General features: G+C 63.2%; 13 protein-coding genes and 1 tRNA gene. 5 read left to right on the forward strand and 9 right to left on the reverse strand.

Going from position 1 to position 16591, the window contains the following annotated elements; genetic code table 11:
• Window positions 1–3: 3 nt before the first annotated feature.
• The 4 genes from HHL22_RS12360 to HHL22_RS12375 all read right to left on the reverse strand — a co-directional run bounded on the left by HHL22_RS12360 (window position 4) and on the right by HHL22_RS12375 (window position 1968).
• Entirely contained in the window at window positions 4–732 is a 729-nt protein-coding gene (locus HHL22_RS12360) for an alpha/beta fold hydrolase (RefSeq protein ID WP_169531656.1), read from the reverse strand.
• Between the two features lie 85 nt (window positions 733–817).
• Window positions 818–1432, reverse strand: coding sequence for a Crp/Fnr family transcriptional regulator (locus tag HHL22_RS12365; protein WP_169531657.1), 615 nt, complete (start codon window positions 1430–1432; stop codon window positions 818–820).
• A gap of 275 nt (window positions 1433–1707) precedes the next feature.
• Window positions 1708–1890, reverse strand: coding sequence for a hypothetical protein (locus HHL22_RS12370; RefSeq protein ID WP_169531659.1), 183 nt, complete (start codon window positions 1888–1890; stop codon window positions 1708–1710).
• Window positions 1891–1893: 3 nt separating this feature from the next.
• Window positions 1894–1968: transfer RNA gene (locus tag HHL22_RS12375), tRNA-Val, on the reverse strand.
• A 242-nt stretch (window positions 1969–2210) separates the two neighbouring features.
• Between HHL22_RS12375 and HHL22_RS12380 the strand changes: the two genes are divergently transcribed.
• Window positions 2211–3101, forward strand: coding sequence for a TerB family tellurite resistance protein (locus HHL22_RS12380; protein ID WP_169531661.1), 891 nt, complete (start codon window positions 2211–2213; stop codon window positions 3099–3101).
• Between the two features lie 61 nt (window positions 3102–3162).
• On the opposite strand, the gene ribD is transcribed toward HHL22_RS12380, so the two are convergent.
• Window positions 3163–4239: a bifunctional diaminohydroxyphosphoribosylaminopyrimidine deaminase/5-amino-6-(5-phosphoribosylamino)uracil reductase RibD gene (gene ribD / locus HHL22_RS12385; RefSeq protein ID WP_169531662.1), complete on the reverse strand. Its 1077-nt coding sequence runs from the start codon at window positions 4237–4239 to the stop codon at window positions 3163–3165.
• 99 nt (window positions 4240–4338) lie between these two features.
• On the opposite strand from ribD, the gene prmC reads away from it, so the two are divergent.
• The 3 genes from prmC to HHL22_RS12400 all read left to right on the forward strand — a co-directional run bounded on the left by prmC (window position 4339) and on the right by HHL22_RS12400 (window position 7872).
• Entirely contained in the window at window positions 4339–5217 is an 879-nt protein-coding gene (gene prmC / locus HHL22_RS12390) for a peptide chain release factor N(5)-glutamine methyltransferase (protein WP_169531663.1), read from the forward strand.
• Window positions 5218–5585: 368 nt separating this feature from the next.
• Window positions 5586–6683, forward strand: a complete 1098-nt coding sequence (locus HHL22_RS12395) for an alkene reductase (protein WP_169531664.1) — start codon at window positions 5586–5588, stop codon at window positions 6681–6683.
• A 163-nt stretch (window positions 6684–6846) separates the two neighbouring features.
• Window positions 6847–7872, forward strand: a complete 1026-nt coding sequence (locus HHL22_RS12400; RefSeq protein WP_169531665.1) for a hypothetical protein — start codon at window positions 6847–6849, stop codon at window positions 7870–7872.
• Window positions 7873–8082: 210 nt separating this feature from the next.
• On the opposite strand, the gene HHL22_RS12405 is transcribed toward HHL22_RS12400, so the two are convergent.
• Both HHL22_RS12405 and HHL22_RS12410 read right to left on the reverse strand, forming a co-directional pair.
• The gene (locus HHL22_RS12405; protein WP_169531666.1) at window positions 8083–9669 is read right to left on the reverse strand and encodes a hypothetical protein; all 1587 of its coding nucleotides are present in this window, start codon (window positions 9667–9669) and stop codon (window positions 8083–8085) included.
• Window positions 9670–9754: 85 nt separating this feature from the next.
• Window positions 9755–11152 carry a hypothetical protein gene (locus HHL22_RS12410; protein WP_169531667.1) on the reverse strand — a complete coding sequence of 466 codons (1398 nt, stop codon included), beginning with the start codon at window positions 11150–11152 and terminating at the stop codon, window positions 9755–9757.
• A 260-nt stretch (window positions 11153–11412) separates the two neighbouring features.
• On the opposite strand from HHL22_RS12410, the gene proS reads away from it, so the two are divergent.
• Window positions 11413–12888, forward strand: a complete 1476-nt coding sequence (gene proS / locus HHL22_RS12415) for a proline--tRNA ligase (RefSeq protein ID WP_169531668.1) — start codon at window positions 11413–11415, stop codon at window positions 12886–12888.
• 73 nt (window positions 12889–12961) lie between these two features.
• On the opposite strand, the gene HHL22_RS12420 is transcribed toward proS, so the two are convergent.
• Window positions 12962–15463 carry a T9SS type A sorting domain-containing protein gene (locus tag HHL22_RS12420; RefSeq protein WP_169531669.1) on the reverse strand — a complete coding sequence of 834 codons (2502 nt, stop codon included), beginning with the start codon at window positions 15461–15463 and terminating at the stop codon, window positions 12962–12964.
• 95 nt (window positions 15464–15558) lie between these two features.
• The gene (locus tag HHL22_RS12425; protein WP_169531670.1) at window positions 15559–16539 is read right to left on the reverse strand and encodes a hypothetical protein; all 981 of its coding nucleotides are present in this window, start codon (window positions 16537–16539) and stop codon (window positions 15559–15561) included.
• Between the last annotated feature and the right edge of the window lie 52 nt (window positions 16540–16591).

The raw sequence follows: 16591 nt of genomic DNA on the forward strand, positions 1-16591 counted from the left end.
GCCCTAGTCGCGGTCGCCGGCCATTACCAGTACCGGGCAGCGGATGGCCCCAAACATGGTTTTATCGATGGTCAGCAGGGTGTAAAAAGCGCCCGTTTTGGCGAATAGCTCGCCTAGGCGCTGCGGCTCGGGCATCAGCGCCCGCTGCTGCCGGAAGTAGGCCGTATCCAGAAGCAGGGCGTGCTGCACGTCGAAGTCGAATTGGCGCATGCCGGGGTATAGCTCGCCCGCCCCTAGGGTGATGAGCTTACGCACGCGCTCGGGGTGCAGGCTAGCCAGCTTGAAGCCGGTGTGGCCCCCGTCGCTAAAGCCAAAGATGACGGCGCTGTCGCGGGTTACGGCGTTAAGCACGGCCAGCACATCGTCCACTTTCTGCTCGAACGTGATGGGCGAATGGCCCAATTCCGACTTGCCGTAGCCGCGGGTCGAAACGGCAATGACCTGGTAGCGCAACCGCAGGCTGTCGAGCAACTGGTGCAGCTCGTAGGTTGAGCCGAACAGGGCACCGTGCAACACCAGAAAGGGGCGGCCCTGCCCGTACACCTCGTAGTAGATTTTCGCGTCGCCGGCTTGCACGTAGTGCCCGGCCTGGGGGTTGTTGCCGTACTGGGTTTCGCCGGGGGGCGAGGGCGCAGCTTGCCCAAAGGCTCGCACGGGCTGAGGCAGCGGGGGCCGCTGCTGGCCGAAGGCCGCCGTGGTCAGTAGCAAAAAAAAGAGGAGTAGCCGGTTCATTGCGCTTGCAGTAACAAGCTGCAAAGGTCCGGTTCTGGTCAGCTCAGGACCCTTAACCTAGCTTAAGGAATAGCCTTGCGCTGGATTAGGGCTGGCGGCGGTGCGCGCTGGCCTGGTCACGGCGAATCTTACTTAAAAACTCCGGGGTAATGCCCAAGTAAGCCGCAATTTGGGTGTTAGGAAGCCGGGCGGCCCAGTGGGGGTATTGCGCAAGGAAAGCCCGGTAGCGGGCCTCGGCCGGGGTGCTGATACTTTGCAGCAACCGGTCTTGCAGCTGCAGGTACTGGCGCTCGATAAGGATGCGGAAGTTGCGGTCAAACTTGTGGAAGCGCACAAACAGGTCGAGCAAGTCGTCGTGGCTGATTTGCAGCACGCTCGTTGACTCCAGCGCTTCAATAAATACCCCACTAGGCTGCTCGGCATAGAAGCTGGCAAGGTCGCTTAGCCACTCATTTTCAACGGCAAATTGCAGGTTGTGCGCCTTGCCGCCCGTATCGACGGCGTACAGCCGCAGGCAGCCGGCTACCACGAAGTACACGTGCCGGCATATTTCCCCGGTTTGCAGGAGCAGCTGTCGGCGCTTGATTTGACGCCTCGTACAGTACGCAGCCAGTGCCTCCGCTTCCTGCGCGTTCAAAGGGAAGTAGCCACGCTGGAAGTAGTGGCTTACTAGCTGCAAAGGGGAAGTGGGCAACTTCATGCTGACAAGCTACCAAGCAGACTACGTTACCAACTGGCCGTGCTACTTCGCCAGGCGGCTAGGGCCAGCGCAAATTGCGCCTAATTGGAGACAGCGCTATTCTCATTACTGGCTGACCTCGTACCTATTGGCTGCACCTACTCTGTACCGCTTGCTGACTACCCGCGGCATATTTCCCCATAGACAATGCCAGTTTCACGGGGAAGAACTTAAATGATAAACGACAACTATGGCTGATAGATGATGAGAAGCCAGCAACTTGTTTAAACCGGCGTTTAAACTAAAAACAGAACAGCCTTGCGGCCAAGTGGCTGAACCTGAATGAGCGGGAAACGAGGCTCGAACTCGCTTGAAAGAGTTGCTATGAATCCGGCGACAGGATAAAAACCAGTTAACGTCTTGTATGCACCAAAAGCAAAACAGCCACTCAGACTTACATCTAAGTGGCTATTAATCAAGGGTGGGAGATACTGGGTTCGAACCAGTGACCCTCTGCTTGTAAGGCAGATGCTCTGAACCAGCTGAGCTAATCTCCCAAGGGCTTTTCCCGTTTGGGATTGCAAAGGTGCACGGTTTTTTTGAATTGGCAATGGTAGGGGGGCAAAAAATGCGCGTGGATGGCCTTGGTAGCGGTTAAAAAATTAGCAATCAAGCAGAAATTTTTTGTTGGGTGGCGCGGTATGGCACAGCAACTGCGGGCCGGGCTAGCCGTTTACAAGGGGCCCGGTCCTGGTTGGGCACCCCATTCCCTTATTTTCTACCACAAAACCCTTTGAAGATGGAAACGCAGCTGTTGCAAAACTATTCCGAAGCCGAAAAAACTGCTTACCTCGGGGCCCTGGCCGCCCTGGCCACCGCCGACCGCCAGGCCACGGCGCCCGAAGCCGAATTCTTGCAGCGCTTGGCGCAGCAGGCGGGCCTCTCGGATGATGCTACCCGCCAGGTGCTGGCCGCCGCCGATAGCGCGGATAACCAAACGGTGCAGCGCGACCTTGATGCTCTGAAAGGCAGTGACTTGCGATACTCGCTTATTACTGACCTCATCAGCTTTGCCCGCGCCGATGGCGCGTACTCCAACGACGAGGAGGCGATGATTGGCAAGATGGCCCAGTACCTGGGCGTGAACCCCGAGCAGAAGCAGACCCTGGAAACCGTGGTGGACCAGGCTGCCAACGTGCAGCACGACCCCCAGGACCCCGGTAAGCAGGGCTTTCTAGGGGGGCTGGGCGATAAGCTCAGCAACGTAGGCATTCCGAAGGGCGCGCTGATGGCCGGGCTGCTGGGCGTAGTAGCCCCCATGGTTATCTCGAAAGTGCTGGGCGGCGGCAGCAATACCAGTAGCTATGGCCAGCCTCAGGAACGCAGCGGTACCCTAGGGGGTATGCTGGGCGGCGCCATGGGCAACCTGGGCGGCGGTGGCTCGCTGGGCGGTATGCTGGGCGGCTTGCTCGGCGGCGGTATGCTGGGAGGCCTGCTAGGAGGTAACAATAACAACCAACAGGCCGGCCAGCTACCGCAGCAGGGCAGCATGGGCGGCAGCGGCCTAGGCTCGATTATGTCGGTGCTGGGGGGCCTAGGGGGGCAGCCCAACTCGCAGCCCCGCAGCGCGGGGGGCGGGGGCCTGTCGGGTAGCCTGGGCGGCTTGCTCGGTGGCCTTTTTGGCCGCTAGGCCGCGCGGTTGCTGGCTACAAAAAGCCCGTTGTTCCGGTGAGGAGCAACGGGCTTTTTGCTTAGTGGTTGAGGTAGCGAAACAGGTCGTCGGGTCCTACTTTCTCGTGGCTTTGCCAGCCGCGCAGGCCTAGGCGCGGGGCCGCAATGCCGCGCTCCAAACGCTTAGGAGACCGGAAAACACGGATTTCATCCCACAAGTTGAGGTGCAGCAGGGCGCCCAGCACCGTGGGGCCGCCCTCCACCAGCACCGACTGCACCTGGCGCTGGTGCAGGTCGGCCAGGATGGCGGGCAGCAAATCGGGCGCCGGGGGCTGGCCGGGCGCCGCGAAGGGCAGCGTGACGTAGGTGAGGTTGGGCTGGCTGGGCCGCTCGCGGTGCGTATACACGATGGTGGGCTGCGAGCGGTCGAGCACGTGGTGGCTGGGGGGCAAACTCAGGTTTTTGTCGATGAGCAGGCGCGTGGGCTGCTCGCCGGTCCACTCGCGCACGTTCAGGCGGGGGTTGTCGTGCAGGGCCGTGCGGGTGCCCACCAGGATGCCCGCTTCCTCGCTGCGCCACTGGTGGGTGAGTAGCTGCGCCTGCGGCCCGCTTATCTGCACCTGCTGGAAGTGGGGCCCCGCCATAAACCCATCGGCCGACTCGGCCCACTTGAGCACCAGGTAGGGCCGCTGCTGCTCCATAAACGTGAAGAAGCGGCGGTTTAGCCAGCGGCCCTCGCTGGCTAGCAGCCCGGTGCTAACCCGGATGCCAGCGGCGCGCAGCTTGCCTAGGCCCTTGCCGGCTACTAAGGGGTTAGGGTCGTCGTTGCACACGATAACCTCGGGCACGCCCTGGGCAATGAGCAGGTCGGCGCAGGGCGGCGTTTTGCCGTGGTGGGCGCAGGGCTCCAGCGTCACGAACACGCGGCTTTGGCGCAGTAGCTCGGGCTGGAGTACGCTGGCTAGGGCGTTCACTTCGGCGTGGGGGCCACCGTGGCGCTGGTGGTAGCCTTCGCCAATAATGGTGCCGCCGGGGCCCACCACCACGCAGCCCACCAGCGGGTTGGGTCGGGTGTGGCCCTGGCCGAGCAAAGCCAGGTCGAGGGCGCGGCGCATAAAGAGCGCATCGTCGGGGGGCGGCGGGGTAGGCGAGGGCATAGGGCAAGCGTGGGAGTTAGCAGCGTAAAGCTATTGGCGCAGGCGGTTTTTCAAGCAATGCCGGGCCTAGGCCGCTTGCGGCCGCATCTTTGCGCGGCCATGAGCTTGCCCCCTTCCCTCACCCTGCACGCCCACACCGCCGCCCTGGCCCGCGCCCTGCAGGCCACTTACCCCGAGGCCGAAGCCCAGGCCATTGCCGCGCTGGTGCTGGAAACCCTGCTGGCCCTGACGCCCCTGCAGCGCCGGCTGCAAGCCAGCGTGCCGGTGCCGCCCGCCGTGGCCGCCCGCCTGCCCGCCATCGAGGCGCGCCTGCTGGCCCACGAGCCGGTGCAGTACGTGCTGGGCGAGGCGCACTTTGCCGATATGGTGCTGGAAGTGACGCCCGCCACCCTCATCCCGCGCCCCGAAACCGAGGAGCTGGTGCAGCTTATTGCCCAGGCCAACGCGGGCCGGCCGGCCCTGGCGGTGCTCGACGTAGGCACGGGCAGTGGCTGCCTGGCCCTGGGGCTGGCCCGCGCCCTCACCCGCCCGGCGCGGGTGCTGGCCGTCGATATTTCGGCGGCGGCGCTGGCCGTGGCCGCCCGCAATGCCGCCCGCTACGCCCCGGCCGTGGAGCTGCAGGAAGTGGATATTCTGCGCGCCGCACCTGCGGGCCTACCACCCCGCACCCTCGATGTGCTGGCCAGCAACCCGCCCTACGTGCGCGCCAGCGAGCAGCCCCTGATGCGCACCAACGTGCTGGCCTGGGAGCCCGCCACCGCCCTGTTCGTGCCCGACGACGACCCGCTACTCTTTTACCGCCGGCTGGCCCAGCTCGCGGCCGAGCTGCTGCGCCCCGGCGGCCAGCTGTGGCTGGAAATAAACGAAGTCCTAGGGCCCGAAACGGCCGCCCTACTAGCCCCCGCGCAGTTTGCCGACGTGGCCGTGCTGCCCGACTTCTTTGGGCGCCCGCGCTTCGTGCGGGCCCAGCGGCGCTGAACTAATGCCCTAGAGTGCGCGGCCGGCGCGGGTAGTTGCCCTGTGCGTTCAACCCCACCCCCGGCCCCTCCCCTCCGAGAGAGGGGAGCCATGGCGGCGCTACCATAAATCGTCAGGCTCCGTGGTGAAGGGCTACGGCCGCAAGGCCACCGTCATCGCGGCGCGGTGCCACAGTTTGTCCGGCTCCCCTCTCCCGGAGGGGAGGGGCCGGGGGTGGGGTTGAACGCAGAGGGCAACTACCCGCGCTAGCCGCGCGCCCTAGGCCCCCCAAGCTAAATTAATGTAGCAACATGAAACAAAAGGGTGGGCGGCGAGCTTATAGAATGCCTCCCCGCGAGGCTTTTCTATTTCCTTTTGCTACTAAAATAATGGCTGAGCAACCGCTTCTGACCCCTTTCCACTCCGATAAACTGGACCTGCGCAACCGCGTGGTGATGGCCCCCATGACCCGCAGCCGGGCCGAAAACCCCGAGCACGCCCCCAACGACCTGATGGTGAAGTACTACGAGCAGCGCGACACGGCGGGCTTGCTCATCACCGAAGGCACCTACGTGAACCGCGAGGCGGCGGGCTACATCAACGTGCCTGGCATCTATACCCCCGCGCAAGTGGCGGGCTGGCGCAAGGTAACCGAGGGCGTGCATGCCCAAGGCGGCAAAATATTCGTGCAGCTCTGGCACGTGGGCCGCATGTCGCACCCCGATTTGCTGGCCGGCAACCTGCCGCTGGCGCCCTCGGCCATCAATCCCCACGCCCAGGTGTACACGCCCGACGGCATGAAGGACACGGTGACCCCGCAGGCCATGACGACCGCGCAAATCAAGCAAACCATTGCCGACTTCGTGCAGGCGGCTAAAAACGCCCTGGAGGCCGGCTTCGACGGCATGGAAATCCACTCGTCGAACGGTTACCTGTTTCACCAGTTTTTCAACGGCACCAGCAACACTCGCACCGACGAGTACGGCGGCAGCATCGAGAACCGCGCCCGCCTGCTGTTCGATGTGCTCGACGCTATGAAAGCGGCCGGCGTGGATTTGGGCAAGGTAGGCGCGCGCCTCAACCCCTCGCTCGACGGCCTGTTTGGCATGACGCTGGACGCGGAAACCATTCCCACGTTCGACTACATCGTGAAGCGCCTCAACGACTACCACCTGGCGTACCTGCACCTGAGCGAGCCGTTTACCGACGTGAGCCAGAACAAGTTTGCCGAGCCCCACATCGCGCAGCACTACCGCCCACTCTACCAAGGCACGCTCATCATCAACGGCGGCTTCGACCAGGAAAAGGGTAATAAAGTAATTGCCGACGGCCTGGCCGACCTGGTAGCTTTCGGGGTACCCTACATCTCCAACCCCGACTTGGTGGCGCGCTTTGCCCAGCACGCGCCCCTGGCTCCCGGCGACAAGGATACCTTCTACGCCGGTGGCCCCAAGGGCTACACCGACTACCCGGCCCTAGGGCAGTAGGCGCGTTGAATTAGGTAATGAAAGCCCTGGTTGCATCCGCAGCCGGGGCTTTTTTTGGGTGGTCAGCCCCTGGCGGGCGGGCCCACGGCGGCGCGGATAGAAATAACTCGGCCCCGTGCGCGTTAGCCGCCAAGCCGCCGCCCGGCCCGACCTTTGCCTTCTTATGACGCCTCGGATTCTGTTTGCTACTGGGTTTCTTTTGCTGCTGCTGGCGGCCTGCACCAAGGTGAGCGGGCCGCTGCAGCTGTACTTCATCGGCTCCAGCCGCTTCACCTCGGGCAACCGCACGGGCCTGGGGGCGGGCGACACGCTGGCCACGCGCGTCTTTGTGGCGGCCGACAGCCTAGGGGGTATTGGCCTGAAGGAAGTGCGTGTGACGGTAACGTACCGGCCTAGCCGCCAGCCGTTTGCCTACCCAGTGCCCCTCACGGCTTTCGTGTTCAATAACCTGCCCACGGACGAGCAGATTGTGTACCTCGATACCGTATTTGCGGCTCCTTACCGCAAGAACTTCTTGCTGACCAGCGTGTTCGGCGTGCGCACCACGGCCGGGGCCGAGCGCTGGGAGTACACGGCCACCGACGCGGCCGGCAACACTTCGACGCGGGCCTTCACGGCCACCGCCCGCCGTACTAGCGCCGACTCTGCGCAGCTCTACAACGATTATTTTCTGCGGCTAAACGTGCCGGCGCGGGGTGTGGGCACGCGGCGCTTCATTCAGCTCAAGTCGGGCCTGGCCCTGCCGGCCTACACTGTGCTGGGTACCTCGGCCAACCCCACGCCCGACCAGCAGGGCCTCACCGATTTGGTGCAGTCCATCGACGGGCTGCGGCTGTTCTCGCCCGATACGCTGGGCAGCGTGGTGCGCCTGCCCTCTGACCGCTGGCCCACGGGCAAACGCCGCGCTACGCGCTTCCGCCTTACCACGCTCGATAAAACGGGCTTCGACGGCACGCAGGATACCACTGCTATTCGGCAGCAGTACGGCCAGGCTGCTTCGCGGGTGCGCCAGTCGCTGACTGGCCTGACCGTCAACCAGGTATATGCGTTCCGCACGAAGCCTTTCGGCGCCGCCCCGCCCTCTTTCGGGCTGCTGCGCGTGGTGGGCGTGCCGGGGGGCTCATCGGCCGGCCTGCAGCTAGAGGTGCGCGTAGCCAAGCAAGCTCAGTCGGTAGCTTTCCTGGAATAGCTACCTTAGGGGGCTTTTTGGTGCTAGTGGCTACCCCACCCCCGGCCCCTCCCCTCTGGGAGAGGGGAGCCGGACGATTGCATATGGCAGTGCTGCCGTGGTTCCCCTCTCCCGGAGGGGAGGGGCCGGGGGTGGGGTAGCCGCAGGGATGATATCCCTAAACTAAAAAAGCGACCTTAGGGTCGCTTTTTTTGGTAAACGGGGCAAGGGTTAGAACAAGAAACCGGCCGTAACGGTGGTGGTGGCGCGGTTGGCGTTGATGCTGGCAATGGGCGAGGCGGCCGAGTACAGCGAGTAGGGCGCGTACTGGTCTTTGCTGCTGCCTAGGTACACCTCGGCCGCATCGAGGAAGAACGACTTGGTGCGGAAGCCCAGGCCGCCGGTGAAGTAGTTCTGGCCGCGGTCGAGGGTGCCGCCGGCGTAGGGGTTGCCGTAGCGCGCATACCCTAGGCGCACCCGGAAGATGTCGAAGCGGCCCTCGGCGCCTACCTTAAGGTTCACGGTGTTTTGGTAGCCGGAACTGATGGTCTGGTTCACGTCGCTAAACGAGCTGGTGTTGTCGTTGCTGTTCGGATTGAAGCGCGTAGCGGCGGTGTTTACATACTCCACGTCGCCGGTGATGAAGCCGTACTTGCTGAAGAGGAAGGTCAAGCCGCCGTTGGCGCGGAAAGGTAGCGTCACACTGTAGTCGTAGGTGCCGGGTGTAGTGCTGAGCACGTTGCTGCCCTGGCCCACCACGTAGCTGGGATTAGATGTGAAAGTAGTTTGGTAGCTGTCAGTGAGACTGATATAGGTGGGCGTCTGGGCCGAAACGCCAATGCGAATGGCATCGGCCGGCCGCACGATGATGCCTAGGCGGGCATTGATGCCGGTGCCGGTAGTTTTGAGGTAATCGTCGTAGTGGAAGTTCTCCGTACCGTTCTGGCTCTCGCCAAACGTGCTGGTCAGCGTGCGGTTCACGGACACGATGCCCACGCCGCCGCCGATGTAGAGCCGGTCGCGGTAGTTGCCGCCGTAACCCAAGTCGAACTGCGAAAGCGCGCCCTTCGACTGCACCACGCCATCCTGCTGTATCTGCCCGCTACGCGGGTAGTTGATGCTAACTTGGTAGGAAGTAGGATTCCCATTCGCGTCCTTGGTATAAGGCAGCTGGCCAGTCACGAAGCTGCCGTAAGCCAAGCCATCCAGGTTGGTATAGGTGCCGCTTGTGTATTGATTGTCAATATCAATGAGCGTGTTTTGGTAGCCCGACGAGAGCACCGAGCTTTGGGGGTAGCCGCCCGGCTCGCGCAAAAACTGGTAGAACGAGTGGTTGTCGTCGGTGTAATTGCGGTAGCGGTAGCCGTAGTTGAAGTCGGCCAGCCGGGTGAAGCCGATGGCGAACGAGCCGCCGCGCCAGGCGCTGCTGGCGTCGTTGTCGGCCCGCCGGTTGGTAAATACCAGCCCTATGCTGGCAATGTTGAAGCTATTGGCCGACTGCTGCCCGCCGCCCGAGTTGAGCGAGGCCGCGTTGGCCACCATGCTGGTGGTGGCGTTGCCGATGCCCACGCCCGGCGTGAAAGTGAACTCCGACTTGGTGTAGAGGCCCAGGCCAGCGGGGTTGGTAGTCATGCTACCGTAGTCGCCGCCGAGCGAGGCGCTGGCGCCGCCCAGGCCCAGGGTGCGGGCCGTACCGGCCGGGTTCTGGCGCGAGTAAAGCAGCGCATCATCCACGTAGCTTCCTTGCGCCCGCGCTGCCTGGCTGAGGCCCAAAAAACCGCATAGCAGCGTAGCCAGGCCTATAAATACGTGTTTCATATGTGGAAAAGTTAGGCAAAAAAAGAGCCGGTCCGAGGGACCGGCTCGGGTGACAGAAGCTCAGACGTGGAAAATGGCGTAAGGTTTAGCGACCGCCGCGGCGGCCCCCGCCGCCACCACCGCCTCCGAAGCCACCGCCCCCACCGCCACCGAAGCCTCCGCCGCCACTGGGCGGGCTAAAGCTGCGGCTGGGCTGGCTAAACGTAGGCTGATTGAAGCTACGCTGCTGGGGCTGGTTGAAGCTAGGCTGGCTGTAGCTGCGGCGCTGCGGCTGGGCAAAGCCGCCGTTGGCTTGCGGCTGGCTCATCTGGCCGCGCTGCATACCGCCGTTGTTGGCGTTGCTGTTGGCGCCGTTGCCAAAGAAGCCGCTGAAGAAGCCCCCGCGGCGGCCACCGGGGTTGCCGGGATTAGCGCCGGCGCCGACGGGCATGCCACCCGGCGCCGCTACCGAGGGCTGGCCTAGTGCCGCCCCATTGGAGAAGGCACCGCGGCCCCCATTCGGCTGGCTGATGCTGTTTGCGGTAGGAGCAGGAGCGGCTATGCCGTTGGCACCCATTACCATGCCGCCGCCCCGGCGGCCGCCACCGATGTTCACCGGCGCGTTAGCGCCGCTGGCGCCCACGGCGCCGTTAGGCTGGGCATTCATAACCATGCCGCCACGGCTGCCGCGCGGGCCAACCAACACGCCGTTGCGGCCTTCGCCATACACGCCGGGTGCGGCCGAGCCGTAGCTGCGGTAGCCGCTGCCATAGTAGTAGGGCGAGTAGCCGCCGTAGTAGCCACCAAGCGGGTAGCCAAAGCCACCAAACCCACCGTAGCCGAAGCCCAGGCTTAAGCCCGACCCATAACCATAGCCAAAGGGCGAGTAGAACGGGGAATAAAACGGCGAGTAGAAGGGGTCGTAAAAGCTAGAGTAGGCGTAGGGGCTGTAGAGCCCGCCGTAGTAGGGCGAGCCAAAGCCGCCAAACCCACCGTAGCCATAGCCAATGCCTAGGCCCGCTCCATAGCCGAAAGGCGAGCCGAAGAACGACGGCGACACCGACCAACTGGGCGAGTAGTTGTAGGTGCTGACGCCGGGCCCGGTGTAGGGCACGCCAAAGCCGCTGGGACTAGTGGAGGTATTGTCCACGTAGTAATCCGAGGAAGTGCCTAGGGTCGAGCTGTTGGCCGAAGGCGCTACGGTGCCGCCTTGGTAGTCGGGGTTGGCATCGTCGGTGGTGGCCGCGGCCGGGGCGGCCGTGCCCGTTACGTCGGTGGGGCGGTTGTAAGCAAAGCCGTCGGGGTTAGCCGAGCCGGCCGTGCTCTGGTTGTAGCCGCGGTTGGCATACACCGAGTTCAGGTTACTATTCGAGGTAGTCTTGTCGGCCGAGGAGTAATACACCCCGTCGCTCTCCGTGGTAGAAGTCAGCGCCCCGGAGGTAGCGCACCCGCCCAAGGCGAGCAGCGCCAAAGCCGGCAGCGTGGCTGTGAGCAGGTTTTTCATGAGTGAAAATGTGGTTAAGCGGCTGAGAAGCCGCACGTTAAAGTAAATAAAGGACCCTAGGCATGGAAGCTAAGTGAAGCACCGGGCCAGCCGGCCAGGCAGTCAAGCGCCATTCAAAAACAAACCTTCGCTAAGCTACTACTCTTAACGTAATTTTGCCCCAAAACGGTGCCTGTTCTAATAAAGTTATTAGGGCAAAAGCCGTACCGAAATCGCCAGGCGCGGGCCTAAGCTCGACCTAGCGGTACTTAGATGCTATTATGAGCAAAAAGTTGCCTACTCGCCAGGAAGATTATTCGGCCTGGTACAACGAATTGGTGAAGCGCGCCGGCCTCGCCGAAAATTCGGCCGTGCGCGGCTGCATGGTTATCAAGCCCTACGGCTACGCCATTTGGGAAAAGATGCAGCGTCAACTCGACGACATGTTTAAGCGCACCGGGCACGAGAATGCCTACTTCCCGCTGTTCGTGCCCAAGAGCCTCTTCGAAGCCGAAGAAACCAACGCCGAGGGCTTCGCTAAGGAGTGCGCCGTGGTGACCCACTACCGCCTGCAAACCGACCCCGACCGCCCCGGCAAGCTGCGCGTCGACCCCAATGCCAAGCTGGAAGAGGAGCTGATTGTGCGCCCCACCTCGGAGGCCATTATCTGGAATACCTACAAAACCTGGATTCAGAGCTACCGCGACTTGCCGCTGCTCATCAACCAGTGGGCCAACGTGGTGCGCTGGGAAATGCGCACGCGCCTGTTTTTGCGCACCGCCGAGTTTTTGTGGCAGGAAGGGCACACCGCCCACGCCACCGCCGACGAGGCCCTGAACGAAACCCACCAGATGCTCGACGTGTACGCCGAGTTTGCCGAGGAGCATATGGCCCTGCCGGTGGTGAAGGGCGTGAAAACGGCCAGCGAGCGCTTTGCCGGCGCCGACGATACCTACAGCATTGAGGCCTTGATGCAAGACGGCAAGGCGCTGCAAGCTGGCACCAGCCACTTCCTAGGGCAGAATTTCGCTAAAGCCTTCGACGTGCAGTTCACCAGCAAGGAAGGCGCCTTGGAGTACGTATGGGGCACCAGCTGGGGCGTGAGCACCCGCCTAATGGGCGCCCTCATCATGGCCCACTCCGACGACGACGGGCTAGTGCTGCCGCCCAAGCTGGCGCCCATCCAGGTGGTCATTGTGCCCATCTACAAAACCGGCGAGCTGGACGCGCTCATGGAGCGCATCCGGCCCATTCAGCAGGGGCTGGCCCAGCGCGGCATCTCGGTGAAGGTGGATAGCCGCGACACCGAGCGCCCCGGCTTCAAGTTTGCTGAGTGGGAGCTGAAGGGCGTGCCCGTGCGCCTAGCCATCGGCGCGCGCGACCTTGACGCTGGCACCATCGAGGCCGCCCGCCGCGACACCAAGCAGAAGCTGCACCTGCCCCTGGCCAACGTGGTAGAGCTGGTGGCCGACCTGCTGAACGACATTCAGCTGACCATCTACAACAAGGCCCTGGCCTACCGCGCCAGCCACACCACCCGCGTCGAAACCTACGACGAGTTCAAGGCGGTGCTCGACGGCAAAGGTGGCTTCGTGGTGGCGCACTACGACGGCACTGCCGAAACCGAGGAGCGCATCAAGGACGAAACCAAGGCCACCGTGCGCAACCTGCCCCTCAACGAGCCCGACGAGGAGGGCGTGTGCATCGTGACCGGCCGGCCCAGCCAGCGCCGTGCCTGGTTTGCCCGCGCCTACTAGCCCTAGGGTGCTGCCAACTAAAAAAAGGCCTCCGCGTCGCAACGCGGAGGCCTTTTTTGCAGCCGTCTGGTTGCTACTCCAGTGCTATCCGCCGGATGGCTACCCCATCGGCATATTCCACTTGCAATAAGTAAAAGCCACGGGGCAGCGCCGCGGTGGCTAGCGTAAAATCGGGTTGGGTTACGGGCTGCGTCAGCACTACTTGGCCTAGGGCATTGAGCAGGGTTAATAGCCGGGGCCGGGCCTCGGCGGCAAGCAGTACGTGCAGGCTTTCGCGAGCGGGCACTGGCCAAATTTGCACGGCGGCGCGGCTGCTTTGGCTGCCAATAGTAGCCAGTGCGGCGGGCGCCTGCAGCCGCACCAGCCCGGTAGCCGGCTGCCCGCCCGCCTCCAGGAAGTAGCCACCCACCAGCGTAGAACCGTCGGGCAAGGCGAGTAAGTCATTGACCCGGTAGCTTGCGGCCGAAGCGACGGGAATAAACGAGGTGGAGAAGGTGGCATCTAGCTGCCCATTGGCTTGCAGCCGGGCTAGCGCTACTCCGGGCGAGCTATATGAGCTGCCTTGGCGCATGGCGCCGCCTACTAGCAGCTGCCCGTTGGGCTGCGCCAGCACTGCGCGCACGCCCGATGAAGACTCGGCTGGCCCCGGAATGGCCCGGAACGGAGTGGCGAAGCCTGGCACCGCGGCCCCCGTCGAAGTAAGTGAGCCCAGCACCTCGCCCGTAGCGAAAACGCCGCTGGTGGCGTAGCCGGCCGCACCTGGCAGCGGGTACACACGCTCTAAATACACATCGAAAGTGGCGGGCAAAGGGGCATAGCTGAACGTCGGGTCGGGCTGGCCATTGGCCGATAGGCGCTGCACGGCCTGACGGCCCGGATAACTGCTGCTGGCTAGGGGCGTTACGCACACCAAGCTGCCATCGGGCTGGGCGAAGCCGCTGTACACCGGGCTTTGCCCAGCCGGGGGCGTAAAGCTGGGGTCGGCACTACCGCTGCTGGTGAGGCGGGTGAGATTAGGGCGGCCGGCAGCATCCGTAAACAAGCCACCTACTACAAGCTGGCCGCTTGCCTGCTCGGCCAGCAGCGAAATGAAGTTTTGGCCCGATAAGCTAATGGCTGGCGTGAAGCTGGCATCCAGCGCCCCAGTGGGCGTCAGGCGAGTCAGGTAGGAGAATTGCGTGGCGCCCGAGCTGCCCGTAAGTCCCCGGCCTGCTAGCACCACTTGGCCGTTGCGCTGCACTGCCCAAGTGGTGGCGCTGGTATTGGCGCTAGCGGGTTGCCGGGCCGCAAACGTGGGGTCGGGCTGGCCGGTAGGCAGCAGGCGGGCCACCTCGTCGGTTAGGTGCCCATCTACGCTATTAAACTTGCCCAGCACCTGCAGCCGGCCATCGGGCAGGCTACTCAAGCGGCTAATTTCGCCGGGTTGTTGCAGCAGGGGAGCGAAGCTAGTTGCTAGGGCCCCGGTGCCCGCCTGCAGCAGCACCACCGTGCGGCGCTGCCCCGCAAAATTGTGGATGCCGCCCCAGGTTAGCACGTCGCCGCTGGGCAGAGTACGTACTTCCGTTAGCAGGCCATCGGGACCACTGCCTGGCTGAAAGCTACTGTCGAGCGCACCGGTGGGCAGCAACCGCACCAGCTGCGCCGCAAAGGGATAGGCCACCGAGAGATTGTTGCTATCGTAGGCATCGAAAAGGGCCATGATTTGCCCACTAGGCAGCACGGCCAGGCGCTGGCAGTTGCGAGTACCCAGGCTAGCATCGAGCGTGAAGCTGGTATCGAGCGCCCCGTCGGGCTGCAGCCGAAACACCGCCCGGTTTTGCCCGCCCACCACGTTTTGCGCGTAGCCCGCCACTAGCAGCCGCCCGCTGGCGTCGAGTGCCAGGCCAGTGATGTAGAGGCGGGCGTTGGTGTAGGCTGCCGAGTGAAAGTTGGTATCGGTGCTGCCATCGGTAGTGAGCCGGGCGATGAAAAAGCCGCGCTCCCCGTTAAGCCACGTAAAGTCGCCGCCGAGGATAACCTTGCCGTCGGGCTGCAGCAGCATTTGCGTATCCTGCGAGCCGCTGAGCAGCGTTACGCTGAAGCTAGGGTCGCGCGAGCCGTCGGCCAGCAAGCGGCACAGCTCGACGTTGCTGCTGGTGAAGTAGCCTAGTAGCAGGATGCGCCCATCGGGCTGCACAATGGCCTGCGCTACCACCGGGTAAGGGTAAAGTCCCGGAAAGGTCAACTCAAACGTTGGGTCGAGGGTACCGTCAGCGTTGAGCCGAAAGGCGTACTTGCGCTGCGTAGTGCCGGCTTGGTAGCTGCCTAGTACCAGTAGCTGGCCGTTGGCCATCGGGTACACCTTGCGGGCCGCTACGGTGACGCCGCGTAGGTTTTGCTGAAACGTGGCATCTAGCGTGCCGGTCGCGTCGAAGCGGGCTAGGCCGCCGCTAGCTTGTCCGTTGGCCTGGGTAAAGGTGCCGGCTACCACATAGTGCCCGTCGGGCTGCTGGGCAGCATCGCTTATTTGTGCCGCCTGGTACACGGCCGGAATATGAAAAGCGGGGTCAAGCACCTGGGCTGACAGCTGGGACAAAACTCCCAGTAGCAAACTGGCAGCCAGCGCAAAGCAGTAAGGGAAGCCTTTCATATAGTACCGGTAACAGCTAAGGATTTACCAAAAATCGACAGTTACAAAGCCTGAATGAATGCCAGAGCCTCGGCCTCGCTCACAGCAGTGAGGGGTGGGGTGAGTGCTACCGCGCTTTGCATAGTAAATAATTGACTACCAACATAAAGCTGGCCATTTACCGACTGCAGCACAACGGCCTTGAGCGTAGCGCCCAGCGGAAGGGCGGCCGTCCAAAGTAAGTTGGTGCCACTGGCGCTATTCGCCCGCATCCGAAATAGCCCATTAAACCCCACCGGCCGCAGCAGCACGCGCGTTTCATTGGCGGCCGTAGTAGGGGTGGTTACTGCCACGGTGCCTAGGGTAGCGCTACCCTGGTAAAAGCGCCATACCTGGTCGATATTGCGATACAGTAGGGTATCGAGCAGCATAGTGGTTTGGTAGGCAGGGCCCGCCACCAACGTAGGCTGCGCCACGGTCTGCACAAACACATTAGGTAGCAGCGTCCAATCGGCTTCTGCGGCGGGCTTTTGCCAGTACTGCTGGGGCGTGGTATCCTGCTCGGGCGGCACCGGCGACTGCCACACCGGCTGCGCTGGGCTACTTGCCGTGGGCAACGCGCGCAAGCGCTGCCCACTGGCGGCGCGCACCTGCATGTAAAACTCGCCCCCCGATACCAGCAGCTGCCCCGCCTGGCTCATGGTAGGCAGGTCGCTAAGCACCATTTGCGGCACGGTATATACCTCGCGCAAGTACAGATAGGCCGAGTCCTGAGCCACTGCGTTAGTGCTGGAAACAAAATTTACGCCCGCCACCGACAGCGCCGCCCCGCCCGCCGTGCGGATGGGTTGGCCCTGCCCAATCACGAAGCCCCGGCGCTGCATTGCCGCCCCGTACTTCGAGAAAAAAGCATTCAGCGAGATGCTCGAAGTAGGCGTTGTGGGAGTTGGCGAAGTGGTAGTGGGCGGGGCAGTAGTAGTCTGGGTAGGGCCGCACAGCAAAAGGTCGGGCTTGCGGCAACTAGCCAGTAGCAGGCCAGCCATAAGTAAGGCAAGCAGCTTATGCATAGGTTACTTGAGTGATAAGTTGAGCGTG

Origin of the sequence: Hymenobacter polaris, from assembly GCF_012927305.1 — a bacterium.
In the GTDB taxonomy this organism is placed as follows: domain Bacteria; phylum Bacteroidota; class Bacteroidia; order Cytophagales; family Hymenobacteraceae; genus Hymenobacter; species Hymenobacter polaris.

Bases quoted from the DNA above. Each gene is read 5' to 3' on its own strand.
- HHL22_RS12360 (WP_169531656.1), bottom strand. From the start codon at position 732: ATGAACCGGCTACTCCTCTTTTTTTTGCTACTGACCACGGCGGCCTTC.
- HHL22_RS12365 (WP_169531657.1), bottom strand. From the start codon at position 1,432: ATGAAGTTGCCCACTTCCCCTTTGCAGCTAGTAAGCCACTACTTCCAG.
- HHL22_RS12380 (WP_169531661.1), top strand. From the start codon at position 2,211: ATGGAAACGCAGCTGTTGCAAAACTATTCCGAAGCCGAAAAAACTGCT.
- ribD (WP_169531662.1), bottom strand. From the start codon at position 4,239: ATGCCCTCGCCTACCCCGCCGCCCCCCGACGATGCGCTCTTTATGCGC.
- prmC (WP_169531663.1), top strand. From the start codon at position 4,339: ATGAGCTTGCCCCCTTCCCTCACCCTGCACGCCCACACCGCCGCCCTG.
- HHL22_RS12395 (WP_169531664.1), top strand. From the start codon at position 5,586: ATGGCTGAGCAACCGCTTCTGACCCCTTTCCACTCCGATAAACTGGAC.
- HHL22_RS12400 (WP_169531665.1), top strand. From the start codon at position 6,847: ATGACGCCTCGGATTCTGTTTGCTACTGGGTTTCTTTTGCTGCTGCTG.
- HHL22_RS12405 (WP_169531666.1), bottom strand. From the start codon at position 9,669: ATGAAACACGTATTTATAGGCCTGGCTACGCTGCTATGCGGTTTTTTG.
- HHL22_RS12410 (WP_169531667.1), bottom strand. From the start codon at position 11,152: ATGAAAAACCTGCTCACAGCCACGCTGCCGGCTTTGGCGCTGCTCGCC.
- proS (WP_169531668.1), top strand. From the start codon at position 11,413: ATGAGCAAAAAGTTGCCTACTCGCCAGGAAGATTATTCGGCCTGGTAC.
- HHL22_RS12425 (WP_169531670.1), bottom strand. From the start codon at position 16,539: ATGGCTGGCCTGCTACTGGCTAGTTGCCGCAAGCCCGACCTTTTGCTG.